13 protein-coding genes are annotated in these 17,244 nt (G+C 42.9%); 5 read left to right on the top strand and 8 right to left on the bottom strand.

What is annotated here, in order from left to right; translation table 11 throughout:
- Window positions 1-227 precede the first annotated feature (227 nt).
- Window positions 228-2,414 (bottom strand): ATP-binding protein, encoded by a 2,187-nt coding sequence (locus tag Q7V32_RS16830; protein WP_304898142.1) that lies wholly within the window; start codon window positions 2,412-2,414, stop codon window positions 228-230.
- 257 nt (window positions 2,415-2,671) lie between these two features.
- Here Q7V32_RS16830 and Q7V32_RS16835 point away from each other — a divergent pair, with 257 nt between their 5' ends.
- Complete coding sequence (locus Q7V32_RS16835; RefSeq protein WP_304898143.1) at window positions 2,672-4,000, top strand: YihY/virulence factor BrkB family protein; 1,329 nt, start codon at window positions 2,672-2,674, stop codon at window positions 3,998-4,000.
- Window positions 4,001-4,182: 182 nt separating this feature from the next.
- Window positions 4,183-4,449, top strand: coding sequence for a PilZ domain-containing protein (locus Q7V32_RS16840; protein ID WP_304898144.1), 267 nt, complete (start codon window positions 4,183-4,185; stop codon window positions 4,447-4,449).
- Between the two features lie 7 nt (window positions 4,450-4,456).
- Here the strand turns inward: Q7V32_RS16840 and Q7V32_RS16845 are convergent, their stop codons facing one another.
- The 5 genes from Q7V32_RS16845 to Q7V32_RS16865 all read right to left on the bottom strand — a co-directional run bounded on the left by Q7V32_RS16845 (window position 4,457) and on the right by Q7V32_RS16865 (window position 9,124).
- Window positions 4,457-5,725 (bottom strand): dicarboxylate/amino acid:cation symporter, encoded by a 1,269-nt coding sequence (locus tag Q7V32_RS16845; RefSeq protein WP_304898145.1) that lies wholly within the window; start codon window positions 5,723-5,725, stop codon window positions 4,457-4,459.
- A 139-nt stretch (window positions 5,726-5,864) separates the two neighbouring features.
- Window positions 5,865-6,545, bottom strand: a complete 681-nt coding sequence (locus Q7V32_RS16850) for a (5-formylfuran-3-yl)methyl phosphate synthase (RefSeq protein WP_304898146.1) — start codon at window positions 6,543-6,545, stop codon at window positions 5,865-5,867.
- Window positions 6,542-7,105: a DUF447 domain-containing protein gene (locus Q7V32_RS16855; protein ID WP_304898147.1), complete on the bottom strand. Its 564-nt coding sequence runs from the start codon at window positions 7,103-7,105 to the stop codon at window positions 6,542-6,544. Before Q7V32_RS16855 ends, Q7V32_RS16850 begins: the two co-directional genes overlap by 4 nt.
- A gap of 100 nt (window positions 7,106-7,205) precedes the next feature.
- Window positions 7,206-8,591 carry a DUF6513 domain-containing protein gene (locus tag Q7V32_RS16860; RefSeq protein ID WP_304898148.1) on the bottom strand — a complete coding sequence of 462 codons (1,386 nt, stop codon included), beginning with the start codon at window positions 8,589-8,591 and terminating at the stop codon, window positions 7,206-7,208.
- Complete coding sequence (locus Q7V32_RS16865; protein ID WP_304898149.1) at window positions 8,588-9,124, bottom strand: flavoprotein; 537 nt, start codon at window positions 9,122-9,124, stop codon at window positions 8,588-8,590. Before Q7V32_RS16865 ends, Q7V32_RS16860 begins: the two co-directional genes overlap by 4 nt.
- Before the next feature lie 99 nt (window positions 9,125-9,223).
- Between Q7V32_RS16865 and folP the strand changes: the two genes are divergently transcribed.
- A complete protein-coding gene (folP, locus tag Q7V32_RS16870) occupies window positions 9,224-10,027 on the top strand; it encodes a dihydropteroate synthase (protein ID WP_304898179.1) in 804 nt (267 codons plus the stop codon).
- Here the strand turns inward: folP and prsR are convergent.
- A complete protein-coding gene (gene prsR, locus Q7V32_RS16875) occupies window positions 10,018-11,367 on the bottom strand; it encodes a PEP-CTERM-box response regulator transcription factor (protein WP_304898150.1) in 1,350 nt (449 codons plus the stop codon). The genes folP and prsR overlap by 10 nt on opposite strands.
- A 36-nt stretch (window positions 11,368-11,403) precedes the next feature.
- The gene (prsK, locus tag Q7V32_RS16880) at window positions 11,404-13,491 is read right to left on the bottom strand and encodes an XrtA/PEP-CTERM system histidine kinase PrsK (RefSeq protein ID WP_304898151.1); all 2,088 of its coding nucleotides are present in this window, start codon (window positions 13,489-13,491) and stop codon (window positions 11,404-11,406) included.
- A gap of 366 nt (window positions 13,492-13,857) precedes the next feature.
- On the opposite strand from prsK, the gene Q7V32_RS16885 reads away from it, so the two are divergent.
- Both Q7V32_RS16885 and Q7V32_RS16890 read left to right on the top strand, forming a co-directional pair.
- Complete coding sequence (locus Q7V32_RS16885) at window positions 13,858-16,344, top strand: tetratricopeptide repeat protein (RefSeq protein ID WP_304898152.1); 2,487 nt, start codon at window positions 13,858-13,860, stop codon at window positions 16,342-16,344.
- A 79-nt stretch (window positions 16,345-16,423) separates the two neighbouring features.
- Window positions 16,424-17,107 carry a polysaccharide export protein gene (locus tag Q7V32_RS16890; protein ID WP_304898153.1) on the top strand — a complete coding sequence of 228 codons (684 nt, stop codon included), beginning with the start codon at window positions 16,424-16,426 and terminating at the stop codon, window positions 17,105-17,107.
- Window positions 17,108-17,244: the final 137 nt, after the last annotated feature.

A 17,244-nucleotide genomic window follows, 5' to 3' on the forward strand; every position in this document is an offset into this window, starting at 1 on the left:
TAAAAAACACATTTTATAGAGTTATAACCTGATAAGTCATCCTGCTTTTACTATTAATCCGACAACATCAGAGATTAGTGATTATTATCATTAAATAGTGGTTTACTTGGGTCTTTGGAATTCCTGTTTATAAAGATTGTTCAGCCAAGTCAAAAGCCGTCATCTCGGCAGGGAATCAGGTTGGATTTTGACTGTTTTCAAGCTTTTACTGATAGGCCAATTCGAGCTCAACTTGAAGCTGTCGTTTGATTCTCAATAGGAAGAGTAACGGTAAAAATACTGCCGGCTCCTAAATCACTCTGGACAGTGATGCGACCATTCATGATTTTCAGCAGTTCTTTGGTTATAGTCAAACCTATACCGATGCCTTCCTGAGCAGCATCATGATTGTTCAATTGAATGAATGGGTCAAAGATTCGATCCATATCGTGTTGGGCAATGCCATTGCCGGTATCCGCTACGGTCAGATAAAGTTCATTTTCCGAGGCATTCACTATTAATTGGATCTGACCGTGATCGGTATATTTGAAGGCATTATTGAGCAGATTACATAAGATTTGGCGGATACGTTTTTCATCTCCGCGGAGCTTGATGGGGGCATTGTTGATTGAGGTGGTTAATTTCAGACCTTTTTTTGCTGCAATCAGCTGATAAATCGCATCGATATCATTTAAAAAGGCAGTAAAGTCAAAAAGTCTGTTAACGACCTTGGTGTTGTTGGTTTCGATTGCCGTAAAATCAAGAATATCGTTGATTAAACCGAGCAAATCCTGACTGCATTGCCTGATGATATTGACGTGTTGTTTTTCGTCATCGCCCAGCCCCTGGTTGTTTTGAAGCAGTTGTGTAAACCCCATGATGCCGTTTAAAGGCGTCCTCAGTTCATGGCTTATTTTCGCGAGAAAATGATTTTTTGCAGTATTCGCAGTTTCTGCGGTATTTTTGGCTTTCAATAAATCGCGGGTTCTTTCATTTACAATGCTCTCTGTGATGGCATGACGCCCGGTTAGCGCCAGCAATCCCACGCCCATAACACTGATAAAAAATAAACCGCAGGTAAAATACCACCATAAAGACCAATGATATTGAGCATGTATATGGCTTTTATCATGAAAAAAATTGACCAGCCAATTTTGATCAGACAACTTAAATTGATGCTGAATTTGTCGGTCGATCAACTGGTTTTTTGCAAGCGTATGAACATTGATGGCTCCTGTTTTTTTATCAAGCACATCAATACTCACCTGTATTCCTTCCATCGTTAATCCGGTAAAAGCTGAATCCAGGAGTTCAGGGAGTATAAACATCGATAAAGCCACACCGGTCAGAGCCTTTTTATTGTTTGAATTTTTATAGACAGGGGTCAGAATAATAACGTTTTCATCGATAAATTCAAAAAACGCGGTCGGGTGTTTAGTCGATTCGAATGAGCTGGAAAAATTAAAGAATAAGTTCGGATCGTTGATTGCGGTGGCAAGAAAATCACGGCTTTGTTCTGGCTCAATGAAGTACGGAATAAGGTTTTTAATTTCCGATCCTTGTGACGATAATGACAAATAAGCCAAGGATTTAAGTTCAGGGTACTGTTGAAAAAAAGAGTGCGTAAAAAATGAGAAACCGGCTTGATCAACTGATGACGCGCTTACTGTAAATAAGTTACGTATTCCGTAAACAATTTGCAGATGATTCTGAAGGCGTTCATTAATCAATTTGACCAATGATAGGGTTTGACGCTCAAATTCTTTTGCATGCCTGCGGTTTTCATCCTGCTGTATAAAAAGAAAACTGCCTGAAACAAGAAGAAAACTGAGTAATAATGGCGTGCCAACGGTATTTAACCGGGTTCGCCAAATAGAGTGGGATTTGGCAAATAATATAAGGGTAAGCGGAGCAAAAACCAATACGCCTATGGTGTCGCCGACCCACCAGCTAAACCAGTTAAACGGAATGTCAGCGGGGAAGATATTCCCCATGGCTACCATCAATGAAATACCCAGCGTTGCCGGAATCAGGCAACTGACTGGTCCGCCCAGCGTAAAAAATAACATAATCTTTTGGGTTTCGAGTAATGGATTGGGTAACCCAATGAAGTGCTTGATTAACCGGTAACCTGTGTAGGCGCAGGCTGTTGCTCCTAACCCTGTGCCGGTATAAATCAAACAGGCATTCGGGCTGAAACCTAACGCCCAGGCGCTGATAGAAAAATTGCCCAGAAAAATGCCCGGCAGTACGCGAGGCCCTTTTAGAACTATCGCAGCCAATGCGATGCCGGCCGGAGGCCAAACGGCGCCGGCATTGCTGGGCGGGACTGCCAATTGAAGGCCTATTAAACCCAGAAGGAAATAAGCGCACATTACAAAAATGATCAAAACACAGGTCTGGAATAGATCCACCGGATTAAATCGTGAATTCATATTGTGTTGGGTAATGTGAGAAAAATCCTGATCGTGCTCGATATCCGTGACTTAATGTCGGGCCGGGACTGCGTTCATGTTCAATTTTATTATTCTACACTCAAAACTTAGCAATCTTTTGAATACATGTTAACGTCTTAGGTACAGATGGCCGTTCAGGTTATTGGTTAACATTCACTTTTATGTATATGAATTGAGCCTTTATTTTGGCAATGCCTGATTTGAACCCCTTTTTTAAAGTTTCAAATACCAAAACAATGAATCAAAAAAGTCATTATTTGGGACTCTTATCGGAGTCCACTTTGAGCAACTGGCATCAAAAGGATTTTGTTAAAAAGCTGTTGGCATTAAGAGCCCTGCTTTTTCGATCCGTTAAAGGGTTTGTTGCCGATTATTGCCCATTACATGCATCAGCGCTTACCTTATACAGCCTATTATCGATTGTGCCTGTGTTTGCTTTATTGTTTGGAGTTGCGAAAGGTTTCGGTTATGAAATTCATCTAAAAAAGCGATTGCTCGAACAGGTGCCCAATCAGGAAACCATGCTTTTGCAAGTTTTGGGCTTCGCCGAAAATATATTGGCAGAAACCAAAGGAGGGCTCATTGCCGGGATAGGTATTGTTGTTCTGGTTTGGTCCGGCGTTAAAGTAATGAGCAATATTGAGGATGCTTTTAATGCCATTTGGAAATTGAAACAATCCAGGCCGCTGCAAAAAAAGTTGACTGACTATATTTCGTTCATGTTTTTGGCCCCGGTATTGGCTCTTTCGGCTAGCAGCATGACCGTTTTTGTAAAAACACATATTTTGGAATGGCTTGCCACTTATTACTTGCCTGAGTTGGGCGTTGCGGTGATTACCTGGATTTTCGGGCTATCGCCCCTGGTTATCATGTTTATTTTGTTCACCAGCCTGTACCTGTTTATACCGAACCAAAAAGTTGCTTTAAAGTCCGCCATGCTGGGCGGCATTCTTGCCAGTTTGCTTTACCAGATTTTGCAATGGAGTTATTTGTCATTACAAATCGGTGTGTCAGGCTACAATGCAATTTATGGCAGTTTTGCCGCTTTACCCTTGTTTCTGGTCTGGTTACAAGCGGGCTGGATGATTGTACTGTTTGGCTGTGAAGTCGTTTTTTACCATCAAAATCCAGATGATGAGCACCCAACTAATGGTTCATTGAGTGTCAATCTGGAAAAAGCAATTGCCTTGCAAATAACCCGACTCATTTCGTTAGCCTTTATTGAGCGACGCCCGCCATATTCCATTGACCAACTTGGTGAAGCATTAAAAATACCTCCCGGCATCATTAATGAGTTACTGACCAAACTGATCAATGCACGATTGATTGTTGAGCTAAAGACCGAAGTGGGGCGCGCCGCTGTTTTTCAACCCGGCCTGGAAAGCACTCAACTTAAAGTTGCTGATGTTCTGGAGGCTATTGATAACCAGGGAGTCAATGAATTGCCGGAAATGAGACATGTTCAGGGGGCATTGCAGTTTATCAGGCAAGTCCAGCAACAATTTAGTCAAAATACCCAACATCTCCTGCTCAGAGATTGGCAAAATCATGATCAAGACAAGTAAACTTCATGACATCCTGCCTATTTACCAACTATTATTGAAGCAGTTTTGGCGGTTACTATTTTTTCGAAACTATTTTCTCTCTTTAAAAAAGGGGGATTTATTTAAAAAATCTTACCTAACCCCTCTTTTTCAAAGAGGGGGGGCTTAATAGTTGCATTTTTTCTTTATAGACTTAAGACTTTATGACAAATGATACCAACAGAAGGAGGCATGCCCGATTAGTTCACAGGGCATTGGTCAAGGTGACTTATTCCTCCGGTAATTCCGAACAACTTAAAATGAATGATTTTTCAGAGAGTGGTTTATTTATTTTTTGTCCAACCGAATTGCCTCAGTTGGGTGACTTAATGAGTGTGCAAACACTGGAATTGGATGACGCGCCCGTATTGAAAACCAAAGTAGTCAGGTTGATACCGGGCAAAGGCTTTGCTCTTGAATTTATCCTGTAAAAAATGATCAGTCGTAATTTCCTTCAATAGTTTGATAAACCTTTTTATCCAGGGTTTTCTCGCTATCTGAAACGATACAGGTAACCACTGCATCGCCGTTGACATTGATAACAGTCCTCATCATATCCAGCAAGCGGTCTATGCCGATAATCAGCGCGATTCCTTCAACCGGCAGACCCACCTGATTTAATACCATGGCGAGCATGATCAAGCCGACACCGGGAACTCCGGCAGTGCCAATTGAGGCCAGCAGGGACATGCCGATTACGGTTAAAAACTGTTCTAAAGTCAGTGGAATGTGATAAACATTGGCAATAAAAACAGTGGCGACACCCTGCATGATTGCCGTTCCATCCATGTTAAACGTAGCCCCTAATGGAATGGTAAACGATGCCGTACCGGTGTGAACCCCCAGTTTTTTTTCCACGGTTTGTAAGGTAACCGGCAGGGTGGCGTTGGAACTGGCTGTGCTGAATGCAAAAAGATAAACAGGGCGCATTTTCCTCAAAAAAATCCATGGGCTCAGTCGCGTGTTGACATAAAGCAGCAGATTCAGCGTGACGATGGAATGCAGGAGCAAACATGTGATCACGGTGAACGCATAACCGAGCATGGGTATGATGAGGGTTAAGCCCTGTTCGGAGAATGTTTTTGCCATCAAGCAAAAGACACCTAATGGGGCGAAACGCATGACTATCGATACCAGTGACATCATCACTTCGTTGACCATTGACACATAGCCGGCCATTTTTTTACCGGTGTTTCCGGTTTTTAACATGGCAATTCCGAAGAACAGAGCAAAACAGATAATTTGCAGCATTTCCCCATCGGCAAATGCTTTTACCGGATTACCTGGGACCAGATTAATCAATACTTCATTCAGCGATGGGGCAGAGGGCGGAGTAAAAGCCGTATGATTGATGACGGCCTCAAAGTTTTGCCCGGGTGACACTACCGAGGCAACAGCCAAAGCCATGGATACCGCCATGGCTGTAGTCAATAAATACCAAAAAATGGTTTTACAACCAATTCTGCCAACGGCACCGGCATCACCGATAGCATTGACGCCCTCAATCAGGGAAAAAGTGACCAGAGGCACCACTAACATTTTTAATGCATTGATGAACAGCGCGCCCAATACATAAAAAACGCCGTTAACCACATAGGTAGCGACAAAAGAGTGTTCGATGACAAAGTTGTTGATCAGTGATCCGATGAGCAGGCCCAGGCCCATACCGAGCAGAATTTGTGTGGTGAGCGGAAGCGGTCGTTTCATGGTTTAGCCTTAAGGAGGTGGTGGACTAAAATTCAGGTAATTATTCAGTGCGTTGGGTTGGCTATCGCCAACCGCCAACCGTCAACCGCCAACCGCACCTACACAGTGCCTCTCCTTCGTTTTTTTGTTCCGCTGATAGTTATACTTTTTTAATCAGTGAACAAATCGCTTTAATTGCCGGTTCATCCAGTTCTGCGGTTCTTTTCTGCTGAGAGCATAGCGCGCCGCGAAAACCCAAATAATCGGGTTTTAATGACTTTAATGCGGGAATATCGGCAAGTCGCAGTGAGCCCGCCAGGCCGCAAATAAGATGGTTAGCGGCGGCTTGTTCGACAAAGTTTTGAAGGGCTTTTTGCGGCATCAGATCGGTTAATGAACCTTTCTGTTTATCCATCGTATCCAGCATTACACCGCGAAATTGAGCCGACTTGATTTTGTTTAAGAGGCCAAGTTCCGGTTGCGTGTCCGCAAATAACACAGCAATCATGCGGGTGCCGCTATCGCCTAGATCTGCCAGCGCATCAAGGGTTCCGTGCCAGTCGCCACCTGGAAAAAAACCGATTTTAATAAAGTCGACGTCCGTTTCAGCTTTGGCAAGAACGGCGGAAAGGATAGTCTGAGGGTGCATGGGCAAATCGCCGATGGTCGCACTGATGCGGCGTTGTCCCTTTATGGCTTGGACTATGGTTTTTATGCTTTCTATCTCAAGGTCGCCGAGTGCGCCTTGGGCCGGATCTTTGAGGTCGATGATATCAACATCGTACTTAAGTACCTGTAATGCCTCTTGCAAGTTAGTGATACTGGCTAGCATTCCTGTCATGGTTTACTCTCTTGCTGGTAGTGTGCGACAGCCTCCATCAGCCATTGCCACGCTTCTAATTCAACCGGCCCTGCTGTTTTTTCCAGGCCTATGCGTAAATAGTCGAGTTCGGATTCAATTTTTTTGGGCGTCAATCTATCGAGCCGGCTGACCAGTATTGCCGCTTCAAGAACAGCGAATTGTGCTCTGTTGAACCCAGTAAACGGCTTGTGGTTGACCGTATGCACGGTCTGACAGAATAGTTTCGGACGGACAGGGTCATCTTCCATTCGCAGTAACTTAACCTCGGAGTGTGCGAGGGTGTTTTCGAGTACATGACCGGTTACTTTTTCCGCCATTTTCAAAGGCCAATTACGCCGTCCGGTTAAACAACCTGCAAATATGCGCACATCATCGCTGAAATTGATAATAGCCGTTTGTGTCGACAGCAGATTCGTCAAGGTTGTGGAAGGTCGAAAAGGCAAAATAATGAACAGATCATCCTGTTTATGGATGCCCATAGGGGCGATATGGACTTCGCCTGAGCTGTTTTGAGTCGTGACGATGGTTTCAAAAATCATAATTCGGTGTAAGGGCTGTCGTTAGCCATCAAAACGTTAACTGTTATGATGTTTTAAAGGAAAGGAATCAAGCAGGGCTTAACCTGATTGGTTTTAATCTTTATTTTTGTAATGTGGAACCTGCCGGTTTGAATTGATGTAAGTCTACGGTGTTTTCTTTTAGATCCACGGCACACCCCCATTGTAACGGCTCATCTTGAGTAAAGCGCTTGCCGAGTTGCCAGGCTATCTGCGCACGGGCCAATTCCACGCCCAGGTAAAAGGCATGGCCGCCATCGCTTGCTACATCGAGCTTGGGGTATAAATCAAACGGGTCCTGAGCGGTATGCATTCCATCGCGGTTAAAAATATGGATACCGTCCGGGCTGGTTTGAATTCTGAAGCTGGGGTCTGTTATTTGCTCGGCTAATTCTTTAACTTCATCTGCTGAATAGGGAAAAGGCGCGGTTTCATGCAGTGCCATCAAGCCGTTGTCAATATGTTTGGGCAACCTATCCTGTTGTTTGGCGGCATACATGATCCGTCTCGCGAGGTCAGCTTCTTTAATCGCTCTGCACGCATGCTTGCTGACTTCGGTCGTTAAAATATGATTAATATCGAGTTCTGAACAAATACCAAGCAACAGTGTATTCATGCCTAGGGTATCGGCATGCGTCAGTTCGGTAATATTGCCAACGCCCAGCATCATTTCGATAGCGGGAAAACGGTTTCTGACTTCATGATAGCGAACGATAGAAGCAGTAAATCCAAAATGGATAGGGTCCAGAATCGGATCGACAATAAACGGGCGATTGTGTGCTTGCAGCGCTTCAATCGACCGGTATAACGAATCGAGGTCTTCATGTGTCTCAGGGATTATGACCGGTATGGCGTCGACTTCGTCGGCAATCCAAAGGCTGCTTTCATGCAGACTGAGCAAATAATCGGCTCCGGCCTTACCGCCTTTAAGCAGATCATCCGATGTTAAAGAATCGACGCTGACCAGAAATCCGGCCTGTTTTAGCGCTTGAATGGTCTCTTCCATATGCGGAAAAGGTGTGCCCGGCAAGCACCCGATATCGATGACATCGGCACCGTTATCACGGTAATAAGACGCTCGCTGCAGAATGGTTTCTATACTGACGAAGGGTGCATCGACAATTTCGGCAAACACTTTAACCGTATATTGGCTGATATCTACTTTATGCGCGGCTTTACCAAAATATTGAGGCAGATCCTTTAGCTCATCGGGGCCGCGCTCAACCGGCACACTTAAGTCCGTGGACAGTTTGTCTATATCTCCACGGCAACGTCCGGGAACGATGATGCGATCCGCATTAAACGTGTCGGTCAATCGTCTGGCAATCATATCCGTGGTCATTAGCGCCGCGACTTTAATGCCCAGTTGATGAACTGTATAGCTGAACTCCGGCTGTATTTGCTCCAGAATGCGGCGTAATTGCTTTTCTGCCAGCTTTCCGGTTAAGAAGAGAATATGTTCACTCATGCCAGCGTCTTTAATCGTAGTTGCACGGCCTCAATCAGTTCATCCACACTTTCAACTACCTGTGTGTATGGAAATGTTCGAATTTTATCAGTGGCTTCAAGGTCTATCGGCCGGGGATAAACCATGACTTTGCCGCCGGGTGCTGTGGTTTCCATTTCAGGCGCAATATCACAAGGATAAACAATACTGGGAACTCTACATTTTCCGGCTTGCGAGTAGAGGTTGGTGACCAGCGAATCAGCAATGCCCAACACACATTTGGCGACGGTATTGGAGGTCGTCGGCGCCATTACAAAAGTGTGATAATAACCCTTGTAGAATAGGCCTACAGGTGGAGAAGAAGCAGTTTTATCGCGATAGACCGGCATTCTTGCGCGAATAGTGTCCAGCTTGATGCCGTACATTTTCAACACTTCTTCACCCGCTAAACTGAGGTAAAGATCCACGCGGTCCAGGGTCAAAATAAATTCCAGGCATTCTTCTATATAATGGCCTGAGCCGGTAACAGCCCAGGCTAAACGCGGATGATCCATTGATTAAGTAAGGGATTAAAAGGGTGGCATTATACCTTAATCATGACATTGATTAATAAATGAGGCATTAAAGTGAATTTTGTTGAAAATACCAAGCCCATGATTATGGGTATTTTGAATGTCACTCCTGACAGTTTTTCCGACGGCGGTCGGTTCAACGGGGCTGCCGAAGCCCTGGAGCAATGCCGCAAGATGATAGAGCAGGGGGTTGATATTATTGATATTGGTGGTGAATCTACCCGCCCTGGCGCGGATCCGGTATCCGCGGAAGAGCAAATTCGGCGCGTCGTTCCCATAATTGATGCGATAAGACTACAACTGAATGAAACCATTCCTATAAGTATCGATACAACACTACATCGCGTTGCGGCTGCGGCGCTGGATGCCGGGGCAACGCTGATTAATGATATTTCGGCCGGTCTTGATGATGAATTGATATTCGATGTTGCAGTTCAAAAACAAGTCCCTCTCATCCTGATGCACCGGCAGGGCACCCCAAAAAACATGCAGGAAAGTCCATCGTATGTCAATGTTGTCAGAGAAGTGCTGGACGGTTTGATGCAACGGGTCGAGGTGGCTATCAGCAGAGGGCTCGATAAGCGTCAATTGCTTATTGATCCGGGCATAGGTTTTGGTAAGCGTAAACAGGATAACATTGATTTACTGGCCCATCTGGACCAGTTTGTAGCGACCGGTTATCCCGTTTTACTGGGCACAAGCCGCAAACGTTTCATGGGTTCAATTTGCGATGTGAACAATCCTGAAGAATTGGTCACGGCCACTGCGGTGACGACTGCATTAGGTGTTATGAACGGAGTTAAATGTTTTCGCGTGCATGATGTTAAGGAAAATAAACAAGCACTTGATGTCGCCTGGGCAATTTATCAAAGCCGTCATATTTGAATGCCGTATTTTTCAAATAAGCTGTATAACGTAGGCCGGGTAACGCCCAGGAGTTGGGCCGTTTTGGATATGTTATTGTCACAATGAGTTAATGCCCGTTTAATCGCAGCCGTCTCGGACTCTTCTCTTACTTCTCTCAGATTGAAGGGGGAGGACGGTTTGTCGTTGATCGCTATTTCAAGGTCTTCCAGGGTAATCAAAGGCTCGTTAGACATAATGACTGCCCGTTTTATTTTGTTTTCTAACTGGCGAATATTTCCCGGCCAGTCAAAGGTTTCGATCGCAAGAGCCGCCTCTTTACTGAAGCCACGGATTGTTTTTTTATTGAGCTCGCTAAATTTTCGAAGCAGGGCCGTTGCAATGACGATTGCATCGCCTTCACGCTCTCTTAGCGGAGGAATATTGATCACCATTTCACTGACACGATAAAAAAGGTCTTCTCTGAAGGAGCCCTGGGTAATCAATCCCTCAATATTCTGATGTGTTGCGCAAATAATTCTGACATCGACAGGGATTTCACCACGGCCGCCCAAGCGTTCAATTTTTCGCTCCTGAATAAAGCGTAAAAGTTTGGATTGCAGTGAAAACGGCAAATCACCGATTTCATCAAGAAAGAAGGTGCCTCCGTCCGCGTATTCAATTTTGCCTTTGGTTTGTTTGGTAGCGCCGGTAAATGCCCCTTTTTCATAGCCAAAAAGCTCACTTTCAAGAAGGTTTTCCGGTATCGCAGCACAGTTGACTGCAACAAAAGGCTTGGACGAGCGGTCGCTCAGATCATGTATGGCTTTTGCAAGCAACTCTTTGCCTGTTCCTGTTTCGCCCAGTAATAACGTTGTAATTTGTGTCGGTGCAATTTTCTCAACCGTGCGGGACAGCGTTTGCATTTTTTTACAGGATGCAATAATGCCGTTTAAAGGCTCTTTATTTTTTTGCTGCAGCCGGACATTTTCCTTTTCTAATTCGTCCAGATGGAAGGCTCTCTGGATAATGGTTTTCAAAACATCCAGATCAATCGGTTTTTGATAAAAATCATAGGCGCCCAATGACACCGCTTCCAGTGCATTAGACCGATCATCATTACCGGTGACCACAATCACTTTGGTTAAAGGTGCCAGTTCAAGAATTTCTCGTAATGTCTGCAAGCCCTCGCTGGCATTAGTAGGGTCGGGCGGCAGTCCCAAATCCAGCGTAACAACGCTGGGCATGAACCGTCTCAGTGCGTTAATGGCATCCAGGCGATGACCGGCAATGACGGTTTGATAATCTTCAAAGCTCCATTTAAGTTGTTTTTGTAATCCCGGATCGTCTTCAATTATCAATAATATTTTTCTGTCTTCCATTAATTGGGTCCTTAACGGCTGTGGTACTCACGGTTGTCAATGTTCTGCAGATTTATAGATGGGGAGTTTTATCGTAAATACTGAACCCACGCCTGGGTTGCTCTCAACATCAATGCTCCCCGATAGTTTGGTTACATAGTCTTTCGCTTCATACACACCAATGCCCATCCCGGCATTGCCTTTAGTGGTATCAAAGGGTTTAAATAAACGAGTGGCGATAAATTGTTTGTCCATGCCAATTCCGTTATCGATTATCTTGATGATCACGTCGGTGTTATCGTTGAATAATTCTAGCTTAACAACGCCATTTTGGGGTGTCGCTTCCTGAGCGTTTTGCACCAAATGCCCTAATACTGCAATCATTTTAGCTTGTTCGCCTATGACTCTGATTGACGAGTCGCTCATTTCATTGATAATTTGAAGGCCGGGATTATTGCAGGACTGTTGAATGGCGACATCTTGTACTATGTCATTTAAATCAATCAACGTTCTGGTTTCCGAATGAATATTGCCTTTTCTCAGTTGATCGATGACGTGTTGCATTTTCTCAGCAACATTTTTTAATGTATCGATGGAATCATCAATGAATTCAGGATTCCTTTTGTGCTTTTCGGCATTCTTTACAATTAAAGCAATCTGGGCAACTTGGTTTTTCAGATCATGAACAATAAATGCAGACAATCGGTTATAGGCTTCAAACTGCTTGGATCTTGCCAGTTCATCAATGGTTCGATTCAGTGCTAAAGCATTCGTTAATTGCATGCCTACCGTTTTTAGTAAATCATGATCTTCCCAATTGAGAATGCGGGGCGCTCTTGCTTGGGTCAGGACAACAAAGGCTTCAACGGAGTTCAAGCGGAGTAACGGAACCAGAAGCCAGATGGAATGTTCTTTATTATCCCAGGCGGATAAGTCAACATCTTCATAGACATCGGGAGCCAAAGCATATTCAGCAAAATCTATCACCCATTGTTTGGACTGTATGAATCGTATGAACGGGGTGTCTTTTTTAAATAAAATTTCGGGTTCGAACCCCATGTTGTAGTGTTCGGCAAAATAAAAGTCGCCTTGCTCATTCTTGATCCACAGGCCACCCCCTGAGCTTTCGACAAGATTGGCCATGGTTTTTAATATCAGGCCATATAATTCGGTAATTGAATCCATTTGTGCGATAGTTTTACTTAATTTGATCCATTCTTCCCTATAGTCGTAACTGTATTGAAAAAAATGTTTATTAAAGTAAACCTTCACCAGTGCTCGAGTTCTTCCTGAGACAAACAGGATGATAAGCAGCAGAATTGACAGGAAAATAAAAGCTATTTGAGCCAGTTGTCCCCAATTTCCACCATAATCGCGAATGTAGTAACCGACCACTGACATTAAAATTAAATAGATGCCGGTAGCAAACAAGACGGTTGTATGAAATACCAGCTTTCTGGATACGGTTAACGAGGTGGTATGTTCTTGAAGACGGACGATAGAAATAGCCAGTAATGGCGCTACAATCGCATTAATAATGCCTCTTGAGTCCCGGAGCGCTGAATCAATATTCGAAAACAACAAAGATTTGCTGTAAAGAAAAAAATCAATAACAAATAAAGAGCCCAATGCCAGGCAAAGAAATTTAATAGCCCATCGCTGTTCAAATAAGGCATTACGATAGACTTGTTCGATCAGAATCAATCCGGCAATGGCAAAACCAACGTGGGCAAACAGCCGGAAATCAGTACCCAGATAAAAATTGACCAGCGTCAGCCATGGGCTATGGCTTTCTATCAAAAAAGTCAGGGTAACAATGAGGATAAGTGATTGAGCCAGTTTTGACCCTTTTAGAAATGAGAGGTGTTCATGGTTTTGCTGTTGATATATTATAAAGCTCAACAAGAGCAGCCAGCCTGCGCTGCGCAACGTTTCAAACGGCAATGTTTCCGGTGTGTAAATAGTATCGATTTTGAGTGCTAGAGTTGTATAGCCGGCCCAAACAAAAGACAGTCCGGTTGCAATCATTATCGGTAATGCCAGGTTGCTTTTTTTTAAGCTGAATATGCTCAACGGGAGCAGCAATAAATAAGCGATAGAGGCCGCCAGGTAGCTTAAAAAACTATAATCTTCAAAGGCATTCATATTTCATTTTTTGTTTGTTGGGACTTGATTAGGTAAAGCCGTTTTCAATGTCTTAATTGCGAGAATAACTTCAACAGTTAAGGGATTTCATTTACAGAAAATTGTTTAATTCTTATTTATTACTACAATTCATAAATTTCCCGCGCAAATTGCTTGAAACAAAAAAGTCAGCTTTGACGCATAAACATAAAAGTTTAGTGTTTATGTGTTTATGTGTTTTAGAAGAGGTTTGTCGAGCAATTATAAACTAATTGGAAAAAGGCGATTTTAACTGCGAAACCAAGGTAAATTGAACTATGATTAATTTGCCTGTTAGTTTATGAAGTCTGTCCGAGTTTTGGTTTTACCTAAATTGTTATTTACTCTTTGTTTGTTATTTTTTTACTGGCGCGTAATCAATTAAAGTCAATTTCTGAAAAGTTGCCTCAAGGTCTAGAGAAAATGTTAAAAAAAAATGCAATAAACGTATTGTTTCTCACAAGCATCATGTCTCTTTTTGCTTGCAGTACTCCCGAGGAAGAAGCGAAAGACAGACAAACTAAGGGAATACAGCTATTTGACAAGGGTGACTATGATAAAGCGGAATTAGAATTAAAAAGCGCTATTCAACAAGACAAAGAAGGTGCCGATTCATATTATTATCTGGCATTGTTAAATGAAAAAAGACGAAATTTCAAAGCAATGAAGGAAAACTTGATCCAGGCGATTAAGTTAAATCCCCAAAACGTCGAGGCTAAAATCAAGCTGGGAAAGGTGCATCTGCTCTTTGACGAGTCTGCAGAAACAATGAAGATTGTTGATGAAATTCTTGCCAATACACCTGATTCCGAAGATGCATTGTCGTTAAAAGCAGCGGCATTGGTCAGGGATAATAAGTTGGCGGATGCCATGACTGTTTTGGATAATGTTTTAGCCAAAAACTCAAAACATAATGAAGCATTGTCACTGAAAGCTGTTTTATTGATGGAAAATGAAAGCTTCGATGAAGCATTGGCCTTGCTTGAGCCTGCAATATCAGAAGATAAAAATAACTTATCGCTGCATCTTTTAAAAATTAAATTAGACTCAAGAAAAAATGACATAGATGCAGTCATTGCCGATTATCTGGAATTGATTAATGTCTTCCCGGAGAAAGATGATCTTAAATATGCGCTGGCAAAAATTTATGTACTGGCCAAGAAAAATGACTTGGCGGAAAAATTGCTCACCGATCTGGTTGAATCAAAGCCCGGTCAAATAAAACCCAAGCTGGTTGCACTGGGCTTTTACAATGCGTTGGATAAAGCAAAGACAGACGAAAAATTGCGACTCTACATAGAGCAGGCTAAAGGTAAGCCGGATATGCTGATGGCTTTGGCGCGCTGGACGTTGGCTGCAAATCGGATTGAGGATGCAAAATCTCAATTGAGGGCTATAGTCAGTTCCGATGATATTAATGATGAATTAAAATCGACAGCAAGTTTGATGCTGGCACAGATTGACTTTCAGCAGCGAGATTATGCTAACTCGCTTGCTAGTGTTGAATCTATCCTAAAAGGCAAACCTAATTTTGTAGAAGCAAAAATCCTGAAAGCTAAATTGCTGCTTGAAAGTGAAAAATTAGACGAGGCGTCTACTTTGCTAAATTCAGTTCTCTGGGATATGCCTAACTCTGATGAAACGATTGTATTGTTGGGGCAAATTGCGCTTCTTCAGGGGGATCGGACCAAAGGAGAGAAATATTTCAAAGATGCATTGGATATTAACCCCACCAATCTTCAGGCACTGTTTCCGGTTGTGGATAAGGCGCTCCGTGAAAAACACAATAATTTTGCAAAAGAGGTTTTGAATAAAGCTTTAGCCAGGATGCCTGGCGAGCTTGTTTTGATTAACAAGTTGATTCAAATCCATATGATTGAAAAAGATTGGATAGCGGCTGAAAATCTTTTGCAGCAGCTTCAAAAACAACCCAAAGCAAACCAGTTAGCACAATTCCTTCAGGCAAAGCTGTATCAGGAAAAAGGCGAATGTAGTCAGGCGGTGCCACTATTCAAAGGCATATTGGAAAAATCACCCGTTCAAACTGATACATTGACTGAATTAGCCCGTTGCTACGAATTACTCAAACAAAGGCCCAAGATGGTGTCTTTTTTGACTGAAATACTAGGCAAGTATCCTGACAATTTACCGGCAATAATACTTAAAAGTAAATTGTTATCATTGGATAAGAATTTTGATGGTGCTGTTTCTTTACTAAAAATGTCGTTAGAAAACAGCCCCAACTCGGTTAGTTTGATAGCTGAATTAGGCAGGATTTACAATCTCAAAGGAATGGTAAATGAAGCGACAGAAATCTATCAAAAAGGGGTATCTGATAATCCTGATAACCTCCAACTCTCCATGTTGTTGGCTTCTAATTATGTGAATCAAAAAAAATATGATGAAGCTGCTAAAATCTACGAGTATGTTCTGGAAAAAAATCCAAGATTGGATGTTGCGAGAAATAATCTAGCGTCCATGTTACTGGATTATCAATCGGGGCCTGAATCGATTGATAAAGCTTTAAAATTAGTGGATCGGTTTAAATACTCGGATCAACCTTATTTTATGGATACTTATGCATGGGCTGAGTTTAAAGCCGGACGCTTGAATCAAGCGTTAACAATCCTTGAGAAAGTGATCGTGGCGTCACCCAACACCCCAATATTCAGGTATCATTTGGCTGAAGTTTATAACGCACTTGGTAACAAAACCGGCGCAATTTCTGAATTACGGCAAGCGTTGGCTATAGCTCAAACACATGATTTTGAACAATTGGATTCTGCCCAAGCATTATTGAATAAACTTCAAAACGAAGTTAAAGCGAAACAATAGCATTATTTTAACTGCAAGCCACCTTAGTCCATTTAAGGATGAAAAAAGATTTAATCTATCAACCTGGATTTGTAAACATATGAAAAAAAGTAAGATTGCAATCGTTGTTTTTTTATTAAGCCTCTCAGGTTGTACTTATCCACCGTTAATGGATGAAGCTGAATTACCCGATGACTATACTTACCAAATAGGTCCCGGTGATAGCATTGAGATTTTTGTGTGGGGTTACCCTGAAATATCAACCACGGCCACGGTAAGACCCGATGGAAAAATTACTACCCCACTCATTGATGATGTCGAAGCTTTTGGAAGAACGCCATCACAATTAGCCAGAGAAATGGAGGTGATTCTTGGGGAATATGTTCGTGATCCTCAGGTTGCAATTATTGTCGGGGGGTTTCAGGGGGTTTATGATCAACAAGTCAGAGTATTGCAAACTGGAGCAAGCTTTGGCGGAGGAACCGGTGGCGGCTTTGGCGGAGGCATGGGCGGAGGCGGCATGGGCGGAGGCGGTGGTGGCGGCATCAGTTCCCCTCAGGCTTTCCCTTATAAAAAGGGCATGACATTGTTAGATCTGATGATCCAAATTGGTGGTTTAGGCATGTTTTCTGATGGGAATAAAGCCAGTATTATCCGGACAGTGGATGGCGAACAGAAGCATTTCAGCGTCAGGATAGATGATTTGATGAGCAGAGGTGATTTGACTGCGAACGTAAAAATTATGCCGGGTGATATTTTGATTATTCCGGAGTCATTTTTCTGATTAACCTTTTTAATAGCTCGAATTTGATATAAATGACTTTAGGGCTAATCCTTGTTTTGGGCAAACCAAATTATCGAGTTTTTGATGGTAAGCTTGGTTGCAGGATTTATAAATTGAACGCATGAATTTAGGCTAAA

It is taken from the genome of Methylicorpusculum sp. (assembly GCF_030651835.1).
In the GTDB taxonomy this organism is placed as follows: Bacteria; Pseudomonadota; Gammaproteobacteria; order Methylococcales; family Methylomonadaceae; genus Methylicorpusculum.